At 71.3% G+C, this 15,109-nt stretch carries 14 protein-coding genes and 2 tRNA genes; 3 read left to right on the top strand and 13 right to left on the bottom strand.

From position 1 onward, the window contains the following. Positions 1-15: 15 nt before the first annotated feature. From ACWD2L_RS37095 to leuS, 4 genes are all read right to left on the bottom strand, one after another. A complete protein-coding gene (locus ACWD2L_RS37095; protein WP_351340075.1) occupies positions 16-1,005 on the bottom strand; it encodes a ComEA family DNA-binding protein in 990 nt (329 codons plus the stop codon). Positions 1,006-1,143: 138 nt separating this feature from the next. After that, complete coding sequence (locus ACWD2L_RS37090; protein WP_351340072.1) at positions 1,144-1,992, bottom strand: DegV family protein; 849 nt, start codon at positions 1,990-1,992, stop codon at positions 1,144-1,146. Between the two features lie 84 nt (positions 1,993-2,076). Continuing rightward, the gene (locus ACWD2L_RS37085) at positions 2,077-2,799 is read right to left on the bottom strand and encodes a hypothetical protein (protein ID WP_351340069.1); all 723 of its coding nucleotides are present in this window, start codon (positions 2,797-2,799) and stop codon (positions 2,077-2,079) included. Between the two features lie 127 nt (positions 2,800-2,926). Continuing rightward, the gene (gene leuS, locus ACWD2L_RS37080; RefSeq protein WP_351340066.1) at positions 2,927-5,857 is read right to left on the bottom strand and encodes a leucine--tRNA ligase; all 2,931 of its coding nucleotides are present in this window, start codon (positions 5,855-5,857) and stop codon (positions 2,927-2,929) included. Between the two features lie 385 nt (positions 5,858-6,242). Here leuS and ACWD2L_RS37075 point away from each other — a divergent pair, with 385 nt between their 5' ends. Together ACWD2L_RS37075 and ACWD2L_RS37070 are read left to right on the top strand one after the other, a co-directional pair. Then, the gene (locus ACWD2L_RS37075; RefSeq protein WP_351340064.1) at positions 6,243-7,475 is read left to right on the top strand and encodes a cytochrome b/b6 domain-containing protein; all 1,233 of its coding nucleotides are present in this window, start codon (positions 6,243-6,245) and stop codon (positions 7,473-7,475) included. Continuing rightward, positions 7,472-9,049, top strand: a complete 1,578-nt coding sequence (locus ACWD2L_RS37070) for an NADH-ubiquinone oxidoreductase-F iron-sulfur binding region domain-containing protein (RefSeq protein ID WP_351340061.1) — start codon at positions 7,472-7,474, stop codon at positions 9,047-9,049. Before ACWD2L_RS37075 ends, ACWD2L_RS37070 begins: the two co-directional genes overlap by 4 nt. Positions 9,050-9,107: 58 nt before the next feature. On the opposite strand, the gene ACWD2L_RS37065 is transcribed toward ACWD2L_RS37070, so the two are convergent. Further along, positions 9,108-9,180, bottom strand: a tRNA-Ala gene (locus ACWD2L_RS37065). Positions 9,181-9,328: 148 nt separating this feature from the next. Between ACWD2L_RS37065 and ACWD2L_RS37060 the strand changes: the two genes are divergently transcribed. Next, positions 9,329-10,525: a glycosyltransferase 87 family protein gene (locus ACWD2L_RS37060; protein ID WP_351340059.1), complete on the top strand. Its 1,197-nt coding sequence runs from the start codon at positions 9,329-9,331 to the stop codon at positions 10,523-10,525. On the opposite strand, the gene ACWD2L_RS37055 is transcribed toward ACWD2L_RS37060, so the two are convergent. The 8 genes from ACWD2L_RS37055 to ACWD2L_RS37020 form a co-directional block, all read right to left on the bottom strand. Beyond that, positions 10,494-10,727 (bottom strand): hypothetical protein, encoded by a 234-nt coding sequence (locus tag ACWD2L_RS37055; protein ID WP_266719727.1) that lies wholly within the window; start codon positions 10,725-10,727, stop codon positions 10,494-10,496. The genes ACWD2L_RS37060 and ACWD2L_RS37055 overlap by 32 nt on opposite strands. A 9-nt stretch (positions 10,728-10,736) precedes the next feature. After that, a complete protein-coding gene (locus tag ACWD2L_RS37050) occupies positions 10,737-10,931 on the bottom strand; it encodes a hypothetical protein (protein WP_351340057.1) in 195 nt (64 codons plus the stop codon). Between the two features lie 225 nt (positions 10,932-11,156). Beyond that, positions 11,157-11,229: transfer RNA gene (locus ACWD2L_RS37045), tRNA-Ala, on the bottom strand. Positions 11,230-11,336: 107 nt separating this feature from the next. Next, entirely contained in the window at positions 11,337-11,984 is a 648-nt protein-coding gene (locus ACWD2L_RS37040; protein WP_351340055.1) for a histidine phosphatase family protein, read from the bottom strand. Beyond that, complete coding sequence (gene rsfS / locus ACWD2L_RS37035) at positions 11,981-12,418, bottom strand: ribosome silencing factor (RefSeq protein ID WP_351340050.1); 438 nt, start codon at positions 12,416-12,418, stop codon at positions 11,981-11,983. The genes ACWD2L_RS37040 and rsfS overlap by 4 nt, the downstream gene beginning before the upstream one ends. Positions 12,419-12,524: 106 nt before the next feature. Beyond that, the gene (locus tag ACWD2L_RS37030; protein ID WP_351340048.1) at positions 12,525-14,159 is read right to left on the bottom strand and encodes an LCP family protein; all 1,635 of its coding nucleotides are present in this window, start codon (positions 14,157-14,159) and stop codon (positions 12,525-12,527) included. Positions 14,160-14,185: 26 nt separating this feature from the next. Continuing rightward, the gene (gene nadD / locus ACWD2L_RS37025; RefSeq protein WP_351340046.1) at positions 14,186-14,848 is read right to left on the bottom strand and encodes a nicotinate-nucleotide adenylyltransferase; all 663 of its coding nucleotides are present in this window, start codon (positions 14,846-14,848) and stop codon (positions 14,186-14,188) included. Between the two features lie 44 nt (positions 14,849-14,892). Next, positions 14,893-15,054: a hypothetical protein gene (locus ACWD2L_RS37020; protein ID WP_351340043.1), complete on the bottom strand. Its 162-nt coding sequence runs from the start codon at positions 15,052-15,054 to the stop codon at positions 14,893-14,895. Positions 15,055-15,109 lie beyond the last annotated feature (55 nt).

Below are 15,109 nucleotides of genomic sequence, written 5' to 3'. Positions count from 1 at the left end.
GCAAGACCCGACGGTTCACGGCCGCACCGCATTCTGCAGATCCTCGAAGCGGCGATCCCCGATGCCATTGACCTCGCGCAGCTCGTCGACGGAGCGGAAGCCGCCGTGCTCCGTGCGGTAGTCGACGATGTGCTGCGCCAGTACGGGGCCGACGCCCGGCAAGGTGTCGAGCTGTTCCAGGGTGGCGGTATTGAGGCCGATCGGGCCCGCCGGGGCCGACGCTCCCGCCGCCCCGCCCGACGGCGCGGCGGCGGCAGCCGCCGCGGGTGCGCCCACCTGGACCTGCTCGCCGTCCACGAGGAGCCGCGCCCTGTTGAGCCCCTCGGTGTCCGTACCGGGGCGCAGCCCGCCGGCCGCCCGTAACGCGTCCGCGACGCGGGCCCCGGCGGGCAGCCGGTGGACCCCCGGCCTGCGCACCTTTCCGCTGACGTCCACGACGATCCCCGCGGCGCCGCTCGCCACGGGCTCCGGCCCCACCGCGGCGGGCGAGGCATCGCCGTCCGAGGGCGGCCCCACGGCTCGCGGCGCCGCCGCCCGCACCGTCTCGGGCGCCCGCACCGGCTGCGTTCGGCCCGCCCAGAAGTGCTGCACGGCGAAGAGCCCCACCACTGCGACGAGGACGGCCAGCGCCACGGCCCCGCGCCGCTCGACCCCGCACCGCGTCTGCACCCACAGCGGCAACCGGTCCCGCAGGGCGAGCGCCGCACGCTCCCGCCGTGAGGGCGCCGGGACCGCAGCAGGCTCGACCGGCGGCTCGGGCTCGGGATCGGGCTCACGCACCCACGACGGAGCGGGAGCAGCCCGTGCCGTAGCCGTACCCCGCACCTCCCGCTCCGGCGGCGCGAACAGCGCCTCCGCCCGCAGCCGGGTCCGCTCCGCCTCGACGCGCCTGCGCCGAGCGCGCCGCCGCACCACGTGCCGCTGCCGGGCGCGGCTGTCCGACGCGGCGCCGCGCCCCGGCCCGCTTGATGCGTGTGCTGTCCGTGTCCGTGATCGAAGTTCCATGTCACGAGACGGTAGGCACCGCGCCGCCGACAAGTGGATCTTGCTCAACTTCCGGGGACAACCCACAAGTTGTGGAAAACTCCGTCACCCACACGACCCCCACGAGGCCCCCACGCGACCGACGGAGTACGCGCCGCCCTACGTCCGCGGCGAGACCACGGCCCCCAGCAGTCCCGGTCCCGTGTGCGCCCCGATCACCGCTCCCACCTCGCTGACGTGCAGCTCGGCCAGGCCCGGCACCTGCTCGCGCAGCCACTGCGCGAGCGCCTCCGCCCGCTCCGGCGCGGCCAGATGGTGCACGGCCACGTCCACCTGCGCGCTGCCCGCCCGCTCGGCCACGATCTCCTGCAGCCGCGCGATCGCCTTCGACGACGTACGGACCTTTTCCAGGAGTTCGATGCGGCCGCCGTCGAGCTGGAGCAGCGGCTTGACCGCGAGAGCGGACCCGAACAGTGCCTGCGCGGCGCCGATCCGGCCGCCCCGCCGCAGATAGTCCAGCGTGTCGACGTAGAAGTACGCCGAGGTGCCCGAGGCCCGCTTCTCCGCCGCGTTCACCGCCTCGTCGGCCGTGCCTCCCGCGTCGGCCGCCTCCGCCGCCGCGAGCGCGCAGAAGCCGAGGGCCATGGCCACCATCCCGGTGTCAACGACGCGCACCGGGACCGGGGCCTCGCGCGCGGCCAGCACCGCGGCGTCGTACGTCCCGGAGATCTCGGCGGACAGGTGCAGCGAGACGATGGCGGTGGCGCCGGACTCGGCCACCTTGCGGTAGGTCTCGGCGAACCGCTCCGGGCTGGGTCTCGACGTCGTCACCGAGCGGCGCTTCTGCAGCGCCTCCGCGACCGAGCGAGCGGAGATCTCCGTACCCTCTTCGAGCGCCCGGTCACCCAGGACCACGGTCAACGGCACCGCCGTGATGCCGTGGCGCTCCATCGTCCGCTGCGGCAGGTAGGCCGTTGAATCGGTGACGATCGCGACATGGCGGGACATGCACCGGAGATTACCTGCCACGGTCGCCCGGCGGCAGCCCGGCCCCTGCCTCCCGGCCGTCGTCCGACACGGTCCCGGGGGCGATCAAGTCGTGCTCTCCGGACGGGGTTTCTTCTCCCACGGATACGCGGGGCGTACACCTGGCGGAGTGATCGCGGCCCGGTTCCGCTCCCGGTCCCGCCGCTGCCCGCGGTCCGTCCGCGGCGCCTCCCGGGCGGCGCCCGGCTCGGATTCGGCGCCGGATTCCGCTCCCGGCGCCGGCTCGGTCGTCCAGTGCCGCAGCGCCCCTGCCTCCAGGTCGATCTGCGAACTCAGGGCGTCCAGGTCGTCGCTCGCGAACCGGCCGGCCCGGTCGCGAGCCGCGTGCCGCAGCGCGTCGGCGGAGCGCGTGATCCGCTCCGTACGCGTCCTGAGCTCCGGCAGCACCCGAGCCACCTGCTCCTTGTCGGGCTCGCTCTCCATGCGCTTCAGCTCGGCGTCCACCTCGTGCCCGTGCGCGCTCAGGCGCTCGAAGAGGCCGAGGGACTCCTTGAGCGAGGAGTCCTCCGCCACGCGCGCGTGCAGCGCGTCCTGCGTGGCCCGCATGGAGGTGCGCAGATGCAGCCGCAGCTGCGCCAACTCGGCGGCCGCTCCGGGCTGCACATAGCTCCTGGCGCGCAGTGTGGTGTCCTCCACCGCACGCCGCGCCTGCTCGACCTTGCGGTCCACCCCGCGCTTGGCCGCGCCGACCGCCTTCACCGTCACGTACCCGCCGAACGCCAGGAACACGACGAAGAGCAGCGCAATGATCACAAGCACGGTTTCCATAGCGCTCTCTCCTCCAGGTCGCCCCGCCGGGCCGCTCTCTCCACCGTAAACGGAGCGGGCAGGCCGAGGGTTCCAGCGGAACCCCCAACCTGCCCGTAGGGAACAACCCTGAGCCGCGGGACCGCGCCTACGCGGGCACGATGTTCACGAGCTTCGGCGCCCGCACGATCACCTTGCGGATGCCGGCGCCGTCCAGCGCAGCGACGACCTTCTCGTCGGCCAGGGCGATCTTCTCCAGCTCCTCGTCGGAGATCGCAGGGGAGACCTCCAGGCGGGCCTTGACCTTGCCCTTGATCTGGACGACGCAGGTCACGGCCTCGTCGACCGCGTACGCGGGGTCGGCGACCGGGAAGTCCTGGTGGACGACGGAGTCGCTGTGGCCCAGCTTGCGCCACAGCTCCTCGGCGACGTGCGGGGCCAGCGACGCGACCAGCAGCACCAGGCGCTCGGCAACAGAGCGCGGCAGCGAGGCTCCCCCGTACGACTTGACCAGGTGGTTGTTCAGCTCGGTGACCTTGGCGATCGCGGTGTTGAACCGCATGCCCTCCAGGTCGCCGCGGACGCCGTCGATCGCCTTGTGCAGGGCACGCAGCGTGGCCACGTCGATGTCCGCCTCGGGCACGTCCACGACGGTGACCTCGCCGGTCTCCTCGTCGACGACGTTGCGCCACAGGCGCTGGAGCAGCCGGAACTGGCCGACCACCGCGCGCGTGTCCCACGGCCGGGAGACGTCCAGCGGGCCCATCGCCATCTCGTACAGGCGCAGCGTGTCCGCGCCGTACTCGGCGCAGATCTCGTCCGGCGTGACGGCGTTCTTCAGGGACTTGCCCATCTTGCCGAGCAGCCGGGAGACCTTCTCGCCCGCGTAGTAGTAGGCGCCGTCGCGCTCCTCCACCTCGGCGGCCGGTACGGCGATCCCGCGCGCGTCCCGGTAGACGTACGCCTGGATCATGCCCTGGTTGTAGAGCTTGTGGAACGGCTCGGCCGACGAGATGTGGCCCAGGTCGAACAGCACCTTCGACCAGAAGCGCGCGTACAGCAGGTGCAGTACGGCGTGCTCGGCGCCGCCCACGTACAGGTCGACACCGCCGGTGGGCATGCCCTCGCGGGGGCCCATCCAGTACTGCTCGATCTCCGGGTCGACCAGCTTCTCGCTGTTGTTCGGGTCCAGGTAGCGCAGCTCGTACCAGCAGGAACCCGCCCAGTTGGGCATGGTGTTGGTCTCGCGGCGGAACGGGCGCGGGCCCTTGCCGTCGCCCAGGTCCAGCGTGACGTTGACCCAGTCCTCGTTGCGCGACAGCGGCGTCTCGGGCTTGGTGTCGGCGTCGTCCGGGTCGAAGGTGCGCGGGCTGTAGTCGTCGACCTCGGGCAGCTCCAGCGGCAGCATCGACTCGGGCAGCGCGTGGGCGATGCCGTCCTCGTCGTAGGCGATCGGGAAGGGCTCGCCCCAGTAGCGCTGGCGGCTGAACAGCCAGTCGCGCAGCCGGAAGTTGACCGTGCCCGCGCCGATGCCCTCGCGCTCCAGCCACTCGGTCGTCCGCGCCTTGGCGTCGGCGACGCCCAGGCCGTCCAGGGAGATGTTCTCGCCGCTGGAGTTGACCAGCTTCGCGTCGCCCGAGACGAACGCGTCGTCCCACGTCGCCGGGTCGGTGCCACGGTCGTCCGAGGGCTGCACGACACAGCGCATCGGCAGCTCGAAGGCGCGCGCGAAGGCGAAGTCGCGGCTGTCGTGGGCCGGGACGGCCATGATCGCGCCGGTGCCGTAGCCCATCAGTACGTAGTCGGCGATGAAGACCGGGACCTGCTCGCCGCTGACCGGGTTGATCGCGTACGCGCCCGTGAAGACGCCGGTCTTGTCCTTGGCCTCGGTCTGGCGCTCGACGTCGGACTTCGAGGCGGCCTGCTTGCGGTAGGCGGCGACGGCGTCGGCGGGGGTCGCGTGACCGCCCGTCCACACGTCGTGCGTGCCCTCAGGCCAGGCGTCCGGGGTGATCTTCTCGACCAGCTCGTGCTCGGGGGCCAGCACCATGTAGGTGGCGCCGAACAGGGTGTCCTGGCGGGTCGAGAAGACGGTGATCTTCTCCTCGCCGGAGCCAGAGCCGGAGCCGGCACCCTCGGCGGACGGTACGGCGAAGTCGATGCGCGCGCCCTCGGAGCGGCCGATCCAGTTGCGCTGCTGCAGCTTGATCGCCTCGGGCCAGTCCAGGCCGTCCAGGTCGTCGATCAGGCGGTCCGCGTAGGCCGTGATGCGCATGTTCCACTGGCGCAGCTTCGACTTGAAGACGGGGAAGTTGCCGCGCTCGGAGCGGCCGTCGGCGGTGACCTCCTCGTTGGCCAGGACGGTGCCCAGGCCCGGCGCCCAGTTCACGGGCGCGTCGGAGGCGTACGCCAGGCGGTAGTCGCTCAGGATGTCGGCGCGCTCGGCCTCGCTCCGGCCGCCCCAGTCGCCGCCACCGGGCACGGCGCGCTCACCGGTCTCGAACTGCTTGACCAGGTCGGCGATCGGACGGGCCTTCTTCAGGTCGTCGTCGTACCAGGAGTTGAAGATCTGCAGGAAGATCCACTGCGTCCACTTGTAGACCTCGGGGTCGATCGTGGCGAACGACCGGCGGTTGTCATGGCCCAGGCCGAGCCGACGCAGCTGCGCCTTCATGGTGACCATGTTGGCCTCGGTCGACGTGCGCGGGTGGGTGCCCGTCTGCACGGCGTACTGCTCGGCCGGCAGGCCGAACGCGTCGAAGCCCAGGGTGTGCAGCACGTTGTGGCCCGTCATGCGCTGGAAGCGCGCGAAGACGTCCGTGGCGATGTAGCCCAGCGGGTGGCCGACGTGCAGGCCCGCACCGGAGGGGTACGGGAACATGTCCATGATGAACTTCTTGGGCCGCGAGACGACCTGCTGGTCGCCCGCCAGGTCACCGCTCGGGTTCGGCGCCTCGTACGTGCCGTCGGCGTCCCAGAAGTCCTGCCAGCGTGCCTCGATGTCGGCGGCCATGACCGCCGTGTAGCGGTGCGGCGCGACCGCCGCCTCGGAAGCGGCGGCGGTGTTCGTCTCGCTCATGATCCTCAAAGCTCCATCGATCGTCTCTGCCGGCGGCCCGTGCCTGGGAAATGAAAAAGCCCCTCGCACAGGAGGGGACGCCGCGCCGATTCCGACCACTCACCCAGGGGGCGGGTCGGGACTGATCAGCGCGGCTCGCTAAGCAGAAGGCGTACGGCACGCATGGCGTCAGGGTACCGCAGCCGCCACCCGGCCTGCGACGGGCCTCCCCGCGGGCCACCGCACCCCAGGGGTTACTCGGCGTACCGACCCCTATCGGGACAACGTAAAGACCAAACATCTCGTAGATAACAGCGAGATAACTCAAACCTCGTACTGCCCGGTATGCCTCGATCTAGAGTGCGGGCCGTGGGACCACCGTGCCGAACCGTTCGGAGTCACCCCCATGAACCCTCGAACCCCCCGCTCTTTGAACTCCCTTCGTACGACGGGGAGTTCACTCACCCCCGGTGCCAGCCGTCGCAGGAGAACAGGGCTGCTCATCGCGGGAGTCCTCCTCCTGTTGCCCGTGCTCGTGTCCACCGGCGGCGACGCCGTGCGGACGACGCTCGACTTCGGCGCGGGCGTGCTCTGCCTGGTCTCGCTGACCTCGTCCGTCGTCTGGGGCCTGGTCGCCTCCGACCGGGTCTTCCTCACCTCGCGGCAGCGGCTGCTCGCGCAGGCCGTGCACCGGATCACCGCGGTCGCCTCGCTGGTCTTCCTGCTGCTGCACATCAGCGTGAAGCTCGCGCTCTCGCACGTGACGCTGCTCGGCGCGCTGGTGCCGTTCTCCGGGGGCTTCAGCGGCAGCGCGGGCCTGATCGGCCTGGGGGCGACCGCCGGACTCCTCATGGTCACCACGGGCGTCACGGGCGCGCTGCGCAGCTCCATGGCCTCCCCCGCCCGGCTCGCCACCCGCTGGCGCGCGACCCACATGCTCGCCTACCCGGCCTGGTGCTTCGCCCTCATGCACGGCATGTACGCGGGCCGACCCGCGAAGGGGTACGTGACCGTCCTGTACTGCCTGGCACTGGTCGCGGTCGCCGGCGCGATCGCCCTTCGGGCGTCGCCGCAGGCCGTGCGGCGCAAGGTGGCGGTGCGCATCCTCGAATTCCTGGACGCGGGACCGCGCGCGGGCGGCACCAGGCGGGCCGGGTCACCCCTCCCACAGCCCCGCACGGAGCCCGCACCGGCCGCCCCGCAGGCCCGCCCGGAGCCCGCCCCGCAGCCCGCCTTCGACCCGCCTCCCCCGACGCAGGCCGACATCGGCTTCGCGGCCGCCTACCGCGCAGTGTCCGCCGTCCCCCGCTCGGAGCTGCCCACGCAGTCGGTCCCGCACCTGGAGCAGTACCCCGAACCCATGGCATCCGAGCGCTGGCCCGCCCCCTCCCCGCCGCCACCGGCCCAGGCCCCGCCCTCCCTGTACGACCCGACGTACGACACCCCCTACGGAGGCGTGCCCGGCTACCCCGCCCCCTACGGGGACGGCACGAACAGCGGCGCCTACGAAGGTCTCCGCGAAGACGTCTACGAAGGCCTCTACAGAGAAGCGCCCGATCCCACCGAACCGCTCCCCGGCCCCTACCAAGCACCCACTTCCGGTGAGCCCTGGACCACGCCCTACGGAGGCCCGCAGTGAACACCGCACTGCCCGACGTCCCTGAAGTCCGGGTCGTCGGACTTCCCCAGCTCACTTCGGGGTTCGACCTCGTGGAGCGGCTCGACCTCGACATGCACCTGAAGGTGCACGGACCACTGGAAGCCATGGCGGGCGAGCCGCTCGCGCAGCTGGCCCAGGCGATATCCCTGCGCGGCCGGGGCGGCGCGGGCTTCCCCTTCGCCAAGAAGCTTCGCGCGGTCGCGGAGTCGGCGATCCGGCGCGGAGTGCGCCCGGTGGTCGTCGTCAACGGCAGCGAGGACGAGCCGGCCTGCCGCAAGGACACCGTGCTGATCAACCGGGCACCGCATCTGATCCTGGACGGCGCCCTGCTCGTCGCGGAGGCGATCGGCGCGCGCACGCTCGTCATCGGCGTGACCCGCGACAGCACCGAGGCGTCGATGCAGGCGGCCCTCGCCGAGCGCGGCCTGACGAACCGTCGGAACGCACCGCTCCGCGCGCGCGTGCAGCGCAATCCGGTGCGCATGGTCACCGGGGAGTCCTCGGCCCTGATCCGCTCGGCGGACGGCGGCCCGCCCATGCCGCCGGGCCGCAAGGTCCGCGCCTCCGACTCCGGCGTCGGCGGCGCCCCCACGCTCCTGTCGAACGCGGAGACCTTCGCCCAGCTCGCCATCGCGACCCGCACGGGCGCCGAGCGCTACTGCCGCACAGGGCTGCACGACGAGCCCGGCACGGTCCTGCTGACGCTCTCCGGGGCGGTCGCCCGCCCGATGGTCCTGGAAGTGCCGTCCGGCGTCCCGCTGGGCTACGTACTCCAGCTCGCGGGCGCTCCCCCGCTCCCCCAGGGCGTCCTCACGGGCGGCTATCACGGCAAATGGCTCGACGGGATGGGCGCGCAGGACGCCATCGTCTCCCGCGCCTCCCTGGAGGCCTCGGGCGGCGCGCTCGGCGCCGGGGCGATCCTGCCGATCGGCCCGGACACCTGCCCGCTCGGCGAGGCCCTGAAGGTGGCGCAGTGGCTGGCCTCGGAGAGCGCGGGCCAGTGCGGCCCCTGCTACCTGGGGCTGCCCGCGGCGGCGCGCGGCCTCGAGGACGTACTGAACGGAGGCGGCCCGACCGCCCTGGAGGCGCTGCGCGAGGTCACGCGCGCGGTGAAGCGGCGCGGGGCGTGCAAGCACCCGGACGGTTCGGCGGCGTTCATCGAGTCGACGATCTCGGCGTTCACCGACGACCTGGCCGCGCACGTGCTGGGCGCCGGCTGCGGCCGCCCGGTGCTCGGTGTGCTGCCGCTGCACGCGGAGGCGCCTGCGAGCCCGGCGTCCACCGGGAAGCGGCTCGCCGTCGACTGGACGCTGTGCCAGGGCCACGGCCTGTGCGCGGACATCGTGCCGGAGCTGCTGCAGTTGGGCCCCGACGGCTTCCCGACGGTCGCGGAGGCGGCCGTGCCCGGCTACTCCGAGGCGAACGCGGTGCGGGCCGTACGCCGCTGCCCCGCCCTTGCACTGCGGATCGAGGGGGACGCCTCGGCGGCCCCACAGGACCGCAGGCCCTCGCGCCCGGCGCTCCCGCCCGGCCGCAGCCGCGCCCGGAGGTAGCCCGTAGACACGAACAAAGACGGGCCATCCGAATCGGATGGCCCGTCTCACATTCCTGTGGAGCTAAGGAGAATCGAACTCCTGACCTCCTGCATGCCATGCAGGCGCTCTACCAACTGAGCTATAGCCCCGCGCTTTGGTCCTCCGGGGCTCCCTTGTCGGTCTCCCCGGCGGCGTCGCCAACATTACACGGTCACCTGGGTGCATCACCAAATCGTTTCCCTTCCGCCCCCTTCTGTAGGGAAAAGTCGCCCTTGACGACTACTAGTGTTCCCTCATGTGACTGTGCTCGCCCTGCCCCGCACCCGCCATGCACCGGCAGCGCTGGGAGCCTGCCTGCTCTCGTTCACGGCCTTCGTGATCGCCCAGCGCGCGGCCGACGTCTCCATGATCGACCTGATGGTCTACCGGGCGGAGGGCTGGACGGTCCGCACGGGCGGCGACCTGTACGCACTGCGCGCGACCTACGCCGACCTGCCGACCACCTACCCGCCGTTCGCCGCGCTGCTGTTCCTGCCGCTGACGTTCCTGGACGTGGTGACCATGAAGGTCGCCGCGACCGCCCTGAACCTCGCCCTCCTCTTCGGTTTCGTGCACCTCTCCATGCGCCTCGTACGACGCCACGCGCGCGTGGAGCACGCCTTGTGGGTGGCGGCCGTCGCCGTGTGGTGCGAGCCGGTGTGGACGACGCTGCGCTACGGGCAGGTCAACCTGCTGCTCGCCGTGCTCGTCCTGTGGGACCTGACGCGCCGGCCGGGGCACCGCTGGGTGGGCCTGGGGATCGGCGTCGCGGCGGCGATCAAACTGACGCCCGCGCTGTTCGCCGTCTTCCTGCTGTGCACGGGGCTCGCCCAGTTGGCGCGGGGCGGGGCCTGGCGGCCGTGGGTGCGCGGGGCCTGCGTGGCGGTGGGCTCGTTCGTCTGCGTGACCGTACTGACGGCCGTCGTCCTGCCTCGCGACTCCCGGTACTTCTGGACGCGGATGGTCTTCGAGTCGGACCGCCCCGGCCACGCCGAGGAGACCGGCAACCAGTCGCTGCGCGGCGTACTGGCCCGGCTGCTGCACACCGCGGACCCCGGCGCCTGGTGGGTCCTCGCCGCCGCCGTGACGGCCCTCGCCGGGCTCACGGTCGCGGTCGCGGCGGCACTGCGCGGGCGCCTCGCCCAGGCGACGGTGGCGTGCGCGACGACGGCGCTCCTGGTCAGCCCGGTCTCGTGGTCCCACCACTGGATCTGGTGCGTGCCGTTGGCGCTGCTCGTGTGGGAGTCGGGCCGTCAGAAGGCCGCGCTCGCCCTGACCTTGACGTTCTGCACCTACGCACTGTGGTGGGTACCGCACACGCACGGGCGGCCCGAACTCCACCAGAACGTAGGGGAGTCGATGCTTTCGGCGCTCTACGTAGGAGTGGCCTGCGCCTTCCTGGCGTACGCGGCGATCTCGGAGGTCAGGCTCTGGCGAACGAGTAGAAGCGCTTGAGCGTGCAGTGCTCGTCCAGGAGGCGGCCGTAGATCGGCTCGCCCTCCAACTCCCGGTACGTCTCGATCGGGTCGCCTTTTATGATCAGCGCCCGCGCGCACTCCTCGCACCAGTACTGGTAGTCGGGGTTCAGCGGCTCCATGTCGCGCACGATGGGCGTGCCGCTGCCGCACCAGTCGCACTTCCTCCTGTGTGCACCCATGTGTTCCGCTCAGCTCCAGCTGTGGCCGCAGGCCGTGCACACGTACGAGATCCCGCCGTTGTCGCCGAGCATCTGGGCGACGTGGATGGAGCCGCAGGACGGACAGTTGAGGGACGGGGCTTCTTCCGAACCGGCCGGGGGCTCGGCGGATATCGCTGCCATACCGAGGAAGCGATCGGCTTCCTCGTTGATGCTCAAGGGCATCGCGTACTCCCTCCCCAGCGGGCCACCTTCGTCGGTCGGACACAGCCCCGTTCCGGCCGTCCGATTCTGCCACGGCGGAAGCGACCCGGTCAGCGACGCCCGCGTACCAGTCCGGACACGACGTCCGCAGAGGTATACGCCCCGGGCGGCCCCGGCGCCTCAAACCCACCGCGAAATCGGCAACGAAAAATCCCGCCCCTTACGGGACGGGATCTCTGATTCCTGTGGAGCTAAGGAGAATCGAACTCCTGACCTCCTGCATGCCATGCAGGCGCTCTACCAACTGAGCTATAGCCCCTCGCGTTCTTCCCCCTCCGGGCTTTCCCCCGGCGGGCCGAACAAGAAGAACTTTAGCCTGCGACCTGCCGGAAAGTGAAATCCGGCCCAGCGGGCCTGGAGCAGGCCCTAGTCGTCGTCGCCGAGGACCGGTTCGGGCAGCGTGCCGGCGTTGTGCTCCAGCAGACGCCAGCCGCGGACGCCCTCGCCGAGGACGGACCAGCAGCAGTTCGACAGGCCGCCGAGCCCCTCCCAGTGGTGGGCCTCCAGGCCGAGCAGCCGACCGATGGTGGTGCGGATGGTGCCACCGTGGCTGACCACGACGAGCAGGCCGTCGTCGGGCAGCTTGTCCGCGTGCCGCAGCACGACGGGCGCGGCCCGGTCGGCGACCTCGGTCTCCAGCTCACCACCGCCGCGGCGCACGGGCTCGCCGCGCTTCCACGCCGCGTACTGCTCGCCGAAGCGGGCGATGATCTCCTCGTGCGTGAGGCCCTGCCACTCCCCCGCGTACGTCTCGCGCAGGCCCTCGTCGTACGTGGCGTCGAGGCCCGTGAGCGCGGTCAGTTCGGCGGCGGTGGTCGAGGCGCGCGCGAGGTCGGACGCGACGATCGCGTCCGGCCTCAGGGAGGCGAGCAGCCGGGCAGCGCGGTGGGCCTGCGCGACACCGGTCTCGGTCAGGCCGATGTCCGTGGTGCCCTGGAAGCGGCGCTCCAGGTTCCACGCGGTCTGGCCGTGCCGCCACAGGACGACGCGCCGCCCCCGGGAAGCGCTCGTCACAGCACGTCCTCGGCCTCGACCTCCGCGGCCCGCTCCTTGGCGTGCTCCTCGCCCTTGCCGCGGGTGGCCTTGGCCTCCTCGGGCAGGTCGATCTCGGGGCAGTCCTTCCACAGCCGCTCCAGGGCGTAGAAGACGCGCTCCTCGCTGTGCTGGACGTGGACGACGATGTCGACGTAGTCGAGCAGGATCCAGCGGGCGTCACGGTCGCCCTCGCGGCGCACCGGCTTGACGCCGAGCTCCTTGTTCAGCTTCTCCTCGATCTCGTCGACGATCGACTTGACCTGGCGGTCGTTGGGCGCCGAAGCGAGCAGGAAGGCATCCGTGATGGACAGCACATCGCTGACGTCGTAGGCGATGATGTCGTGCGCGAGCTTGTCTGCGGCCGCCTGCGCGGCGACGTTGAGGAGCTCGATGGAACGGTCAGTGGCGGTCACTACAAGGCTTTCCGTCGGCGGTCTGAATCCCCTGAGAGATCCCTCAGGGGGTACCCCAAGGGTCTCACGGTCCGCCGACACGCCCGACGGCCTTACCGGTGGGCGGTCACCGGCCGGTGTAGTCCCGGCCCAGCACGACGGAGACGTCCGCGTTCCGCGCCGCCTTGCCCTTCGTCACGGAGGACGTCGGCAGGCCCAGCGTCTTGGCGACCTCTACGGCGTCCTTCTTGTGCGCGGCGTCCGCGTACGCGACCCGGGAGGTCGCGATCGCCGTTCCGGTTCCGCCCGACACGAACGTGTAGCCGCCGTTGACCAGGGCGACGCGGGCCTTCTCTGTGCGGGCCTTGTCACCGGTGGCGTTCTCGATGCCGACGCGCGGGGAGTCGCCGCTGGACGGGGACTTCACGGTGCCGCCGAGCACGTTCTCGACCACGGAGTCCGCGGTGGACCGGGAGACGCTGCCGCCCTGCTGCACCGGAAGGAGGTCGGTCTTGTAGTCGCCCTCCTTGGCCCGGTCGGCGAGCTTGGCGAGGAAGGCCCCGAGGTCCTTCTCGGTCAGCGACGGGTCGAGGATCTGGGCGAGCGTCTGCACGGTCGTCGTCGCGGCCTGCGGGTCGGACGACAGCTTGCGCAGCACGCCCTGCATGACCTGCCCGAACCGGCTCAACTGCGCCGTCTGCGGCTCGCCCTTGGCCCGGTACGTGGCGTACGCCACGGCAGCGGGGCCGCTGAGGGTCTGGTCCGCGCCCTTGTGGACGAGCACGGTGCCCTTCTTGGCGGGGTCGGGCACGCTCGTGTCGGTGCTGACGTCGATGTTCCCGACGAGCTCGACGAGGTTGTTGAGGTACGGGGTGTCGAGCCGCCAGGTGCCCTGGATGTCGGTGCCGAGCAGGGTGTCGAGGCCGTCGCTCGTGCCGGAGGAGCCGTCCTCGTCGACGGACTTGGCGAGCGTGGTGCCGGTGCCGTCCTCGTCCGCCAGGGCGAGGGAGTTCGGCAGCAGGACGGCGGTGGCCCGCTTCGTGGTGGTGTTGTTCACGAGCAGCGCCGTGGACGTCCCGCCGCCCTTGGTGTTGTGCAGGTGGACGACGATGACGTCACGGTTCTGCGGACCGGTCGCGGCGGCCGCGCCGGCCTTCGCCGCGTCCTTCGACAGGAACGGCAGCTTGTCCTGGGACCAGAGGTAGCCGGCGCCGCCGACCAGGCACAGGGCGAGGACGACGACGAGGGCGACGCCCCGGTTGCGCCCGCGGCGCCGCGCCTCCTCGCGCCGCTCGGTGCGCGACTCGGTGAACTTCAGCCAGTCGATGACGTCTTCGGAGTCCTCGTCCGGCTCCTCGACGAACTCGAACTGCTCGGTGCGGTAGTCGCGCTCGGGCTGCGGGGCCTGTGGCGGCGCGGGCGCCCGAGCCGGCTGCGGGGCCTGCTGCGGGATGTACGCCGTGGCCTGCTGGGGCTGTGGCTGGTACGGCTGCTGGGCCTGCTGCGGTGCTCCGCCGTAGGTGTCGTACGTGTCGTAGGTGTCGTACGAAGGGGCCTGCTGGGGCTGGTAAGGCTGCTGGGGCTGCTGCCCGGTCGGCTGCTGCTGCTGCCCGCCCGCGTACGGGTCGTAGCCGTATCCATACGGGGAGTTCTGCTCGTACGACGGCGCCTGCTGGACCGGCCGGTAGACCGGCCGGCCGGACTCGTCATATCCGACCAGCTCGTAACTCTGCTGGTCGTAACCGTCGTATCGGTCGTTCACCGATGCCCCTCTCGGCGGTGCAGGGTTCAGTCGCCTCGGTACAGCTGGCGCTTGTCGATATAGCGCACCACACCGTCCGGCACCATGTACCAGATGGGGTCACCCTTGGCGACCCTGTCGCGGCAGTCCGTGGACGAGATGGCGAGGGCGGGAACCTCGACGAACGAGACGCCGCCCTCCGGCAGACCCGGGTCGGCGAGCGTGTGGCCCGGCCGCGTGACTCCGATGAAGTGTGCCAGGGAGAACAGCTCGTCGGTGTAACGCCAGGTGAGGATCTGGCCGAGAGCGTCGGCACCCGTGATGAAGAAGAGGTCGGCCTCGGGGTTGAGCTGACGCAGATCGCGCAGTGTGTCCGTCGTATAGGTCGGACCACCGCGGTCGATGTCGATGCGGCTCACCGAGAACTGCGGGTTCTCGGCGGTCGCGATGACCGTCATCAGATAGCGGTCCTCGGCAGGAGAGACGTTCTTGTCGCTCTTCTGCCAGGGCTGCCCGGTGGGCACGAACACGACCTCGTCCAGGTCGAACTGTGCGGCGACCTCACTGGCCGCCACCAGGTGTCCGTGGTGGATCGGGTCGAACGTTCCGCCCATGACGCCGAGGCGTCGCTTGGTCGGTGAGGCCCACTCGTGATCCGGGCCGCCGGCCGGGCTGTTGACCGGGCCGGTAGGCATGTCCTGCGCTCCCATGCGAGCAGAGCCTACTGGCCCGTTCCCCATGGTCTCGCCCGGGTTCAGCGGTCGCGGTTGAACCGGGTGGTGATCCACAGCAGCAGAATGAGGATGATGAAGGCCCCGCCGCCCGTCACGAGGGGGCTGAGGCTTTCGTGGTTGCCGCCGTGCTCGCCCTCGGCAGCGAGAGTGGCGAGCTGGGCAGCGGTGCTGGGGAGGCTCATCGTCAGCAGGACCTATCCGGTGTGGGATCGGGAGAAGGACTTCTGACCCATCGTA

It is taken from the genome of Streptomyces sp. NPDC002754 (genome assembly GCF_053592315.1).
The sequence above is the reverse complement of the archived record's forward strand: the minus strand, read 5'-3'. Positions and strand labels throughout refer to the sequence as shown.

Excerpts from the sequence above, each read along its gene's own strand:
- ACWD2L_RS37095 (WP_351340075.1), bottom strand. The coding sequence starts at position 1,005 with ATGGAACTTCGATCACGGACACGGACAGCACACGCATCAAGCGGGCCG.
- ACWD2L_RS37090 (WP_351340072.1), bottom strand. The coding sequence starts at position 1,992 with ATGTCCCGCCATGTCGCGATCGTCACCGATTCAACGGCCTACCTGCCG.
- ACWD2L_RS37085 (WP_351340069.1), bottom strand. The coding sequence starts at position 2,799 with ATGGAAACCGTGCTTGTGATCATTGCGCTGCTCTTCGTCGTGTTCCTG.
- leuS (WP_351340066.1), bottom strand. The coding sequence starts at position 5,857 with ATGAGCGAGACGAACACCGCCGCCGCTTCCGAGGCGGCGGTCGCGCCG.
- ACWD2L_RS37075 (WP_351340064.1), top strand. The coding sequence starts at position 6,243 with ATGAACCCTCGAACCCCCCGCTCTTTGAACTCCCTTCGTACGACGGGG.
- ACWD2L_RS37055 (WP_266719727.1), bottom strand. The coding sequence starts at position 10,727 with ATGGGTGCACACAGGAGGAAGTGCGACTGGTGCGGCAGCGGCACGCCC.
- ACWD2L_RS37050 (WP_351340057.1), bottom strand. The coding sequence starts at position 10,931 with ATGCCCTTGAGCATCAACGAGGAAGCCGATCGCTTCCTCGGTATGGCA.
- nadD (WP_351340046.1), bottom strand. The coding sequence starts at position 14,848 with ATGGGAGCGCAGGACATGCCTACCGGCCCGGTCAACAGCCCGGCCGGC.
- ACWD2L_RS37020 (WP_351340043.1), bottom strand. The coding sequence starts at position 15,054 with ATGAGCCTCCCCAGCACCGCTGCCCAGCTCGCCACTCTCGCTGCCGAG.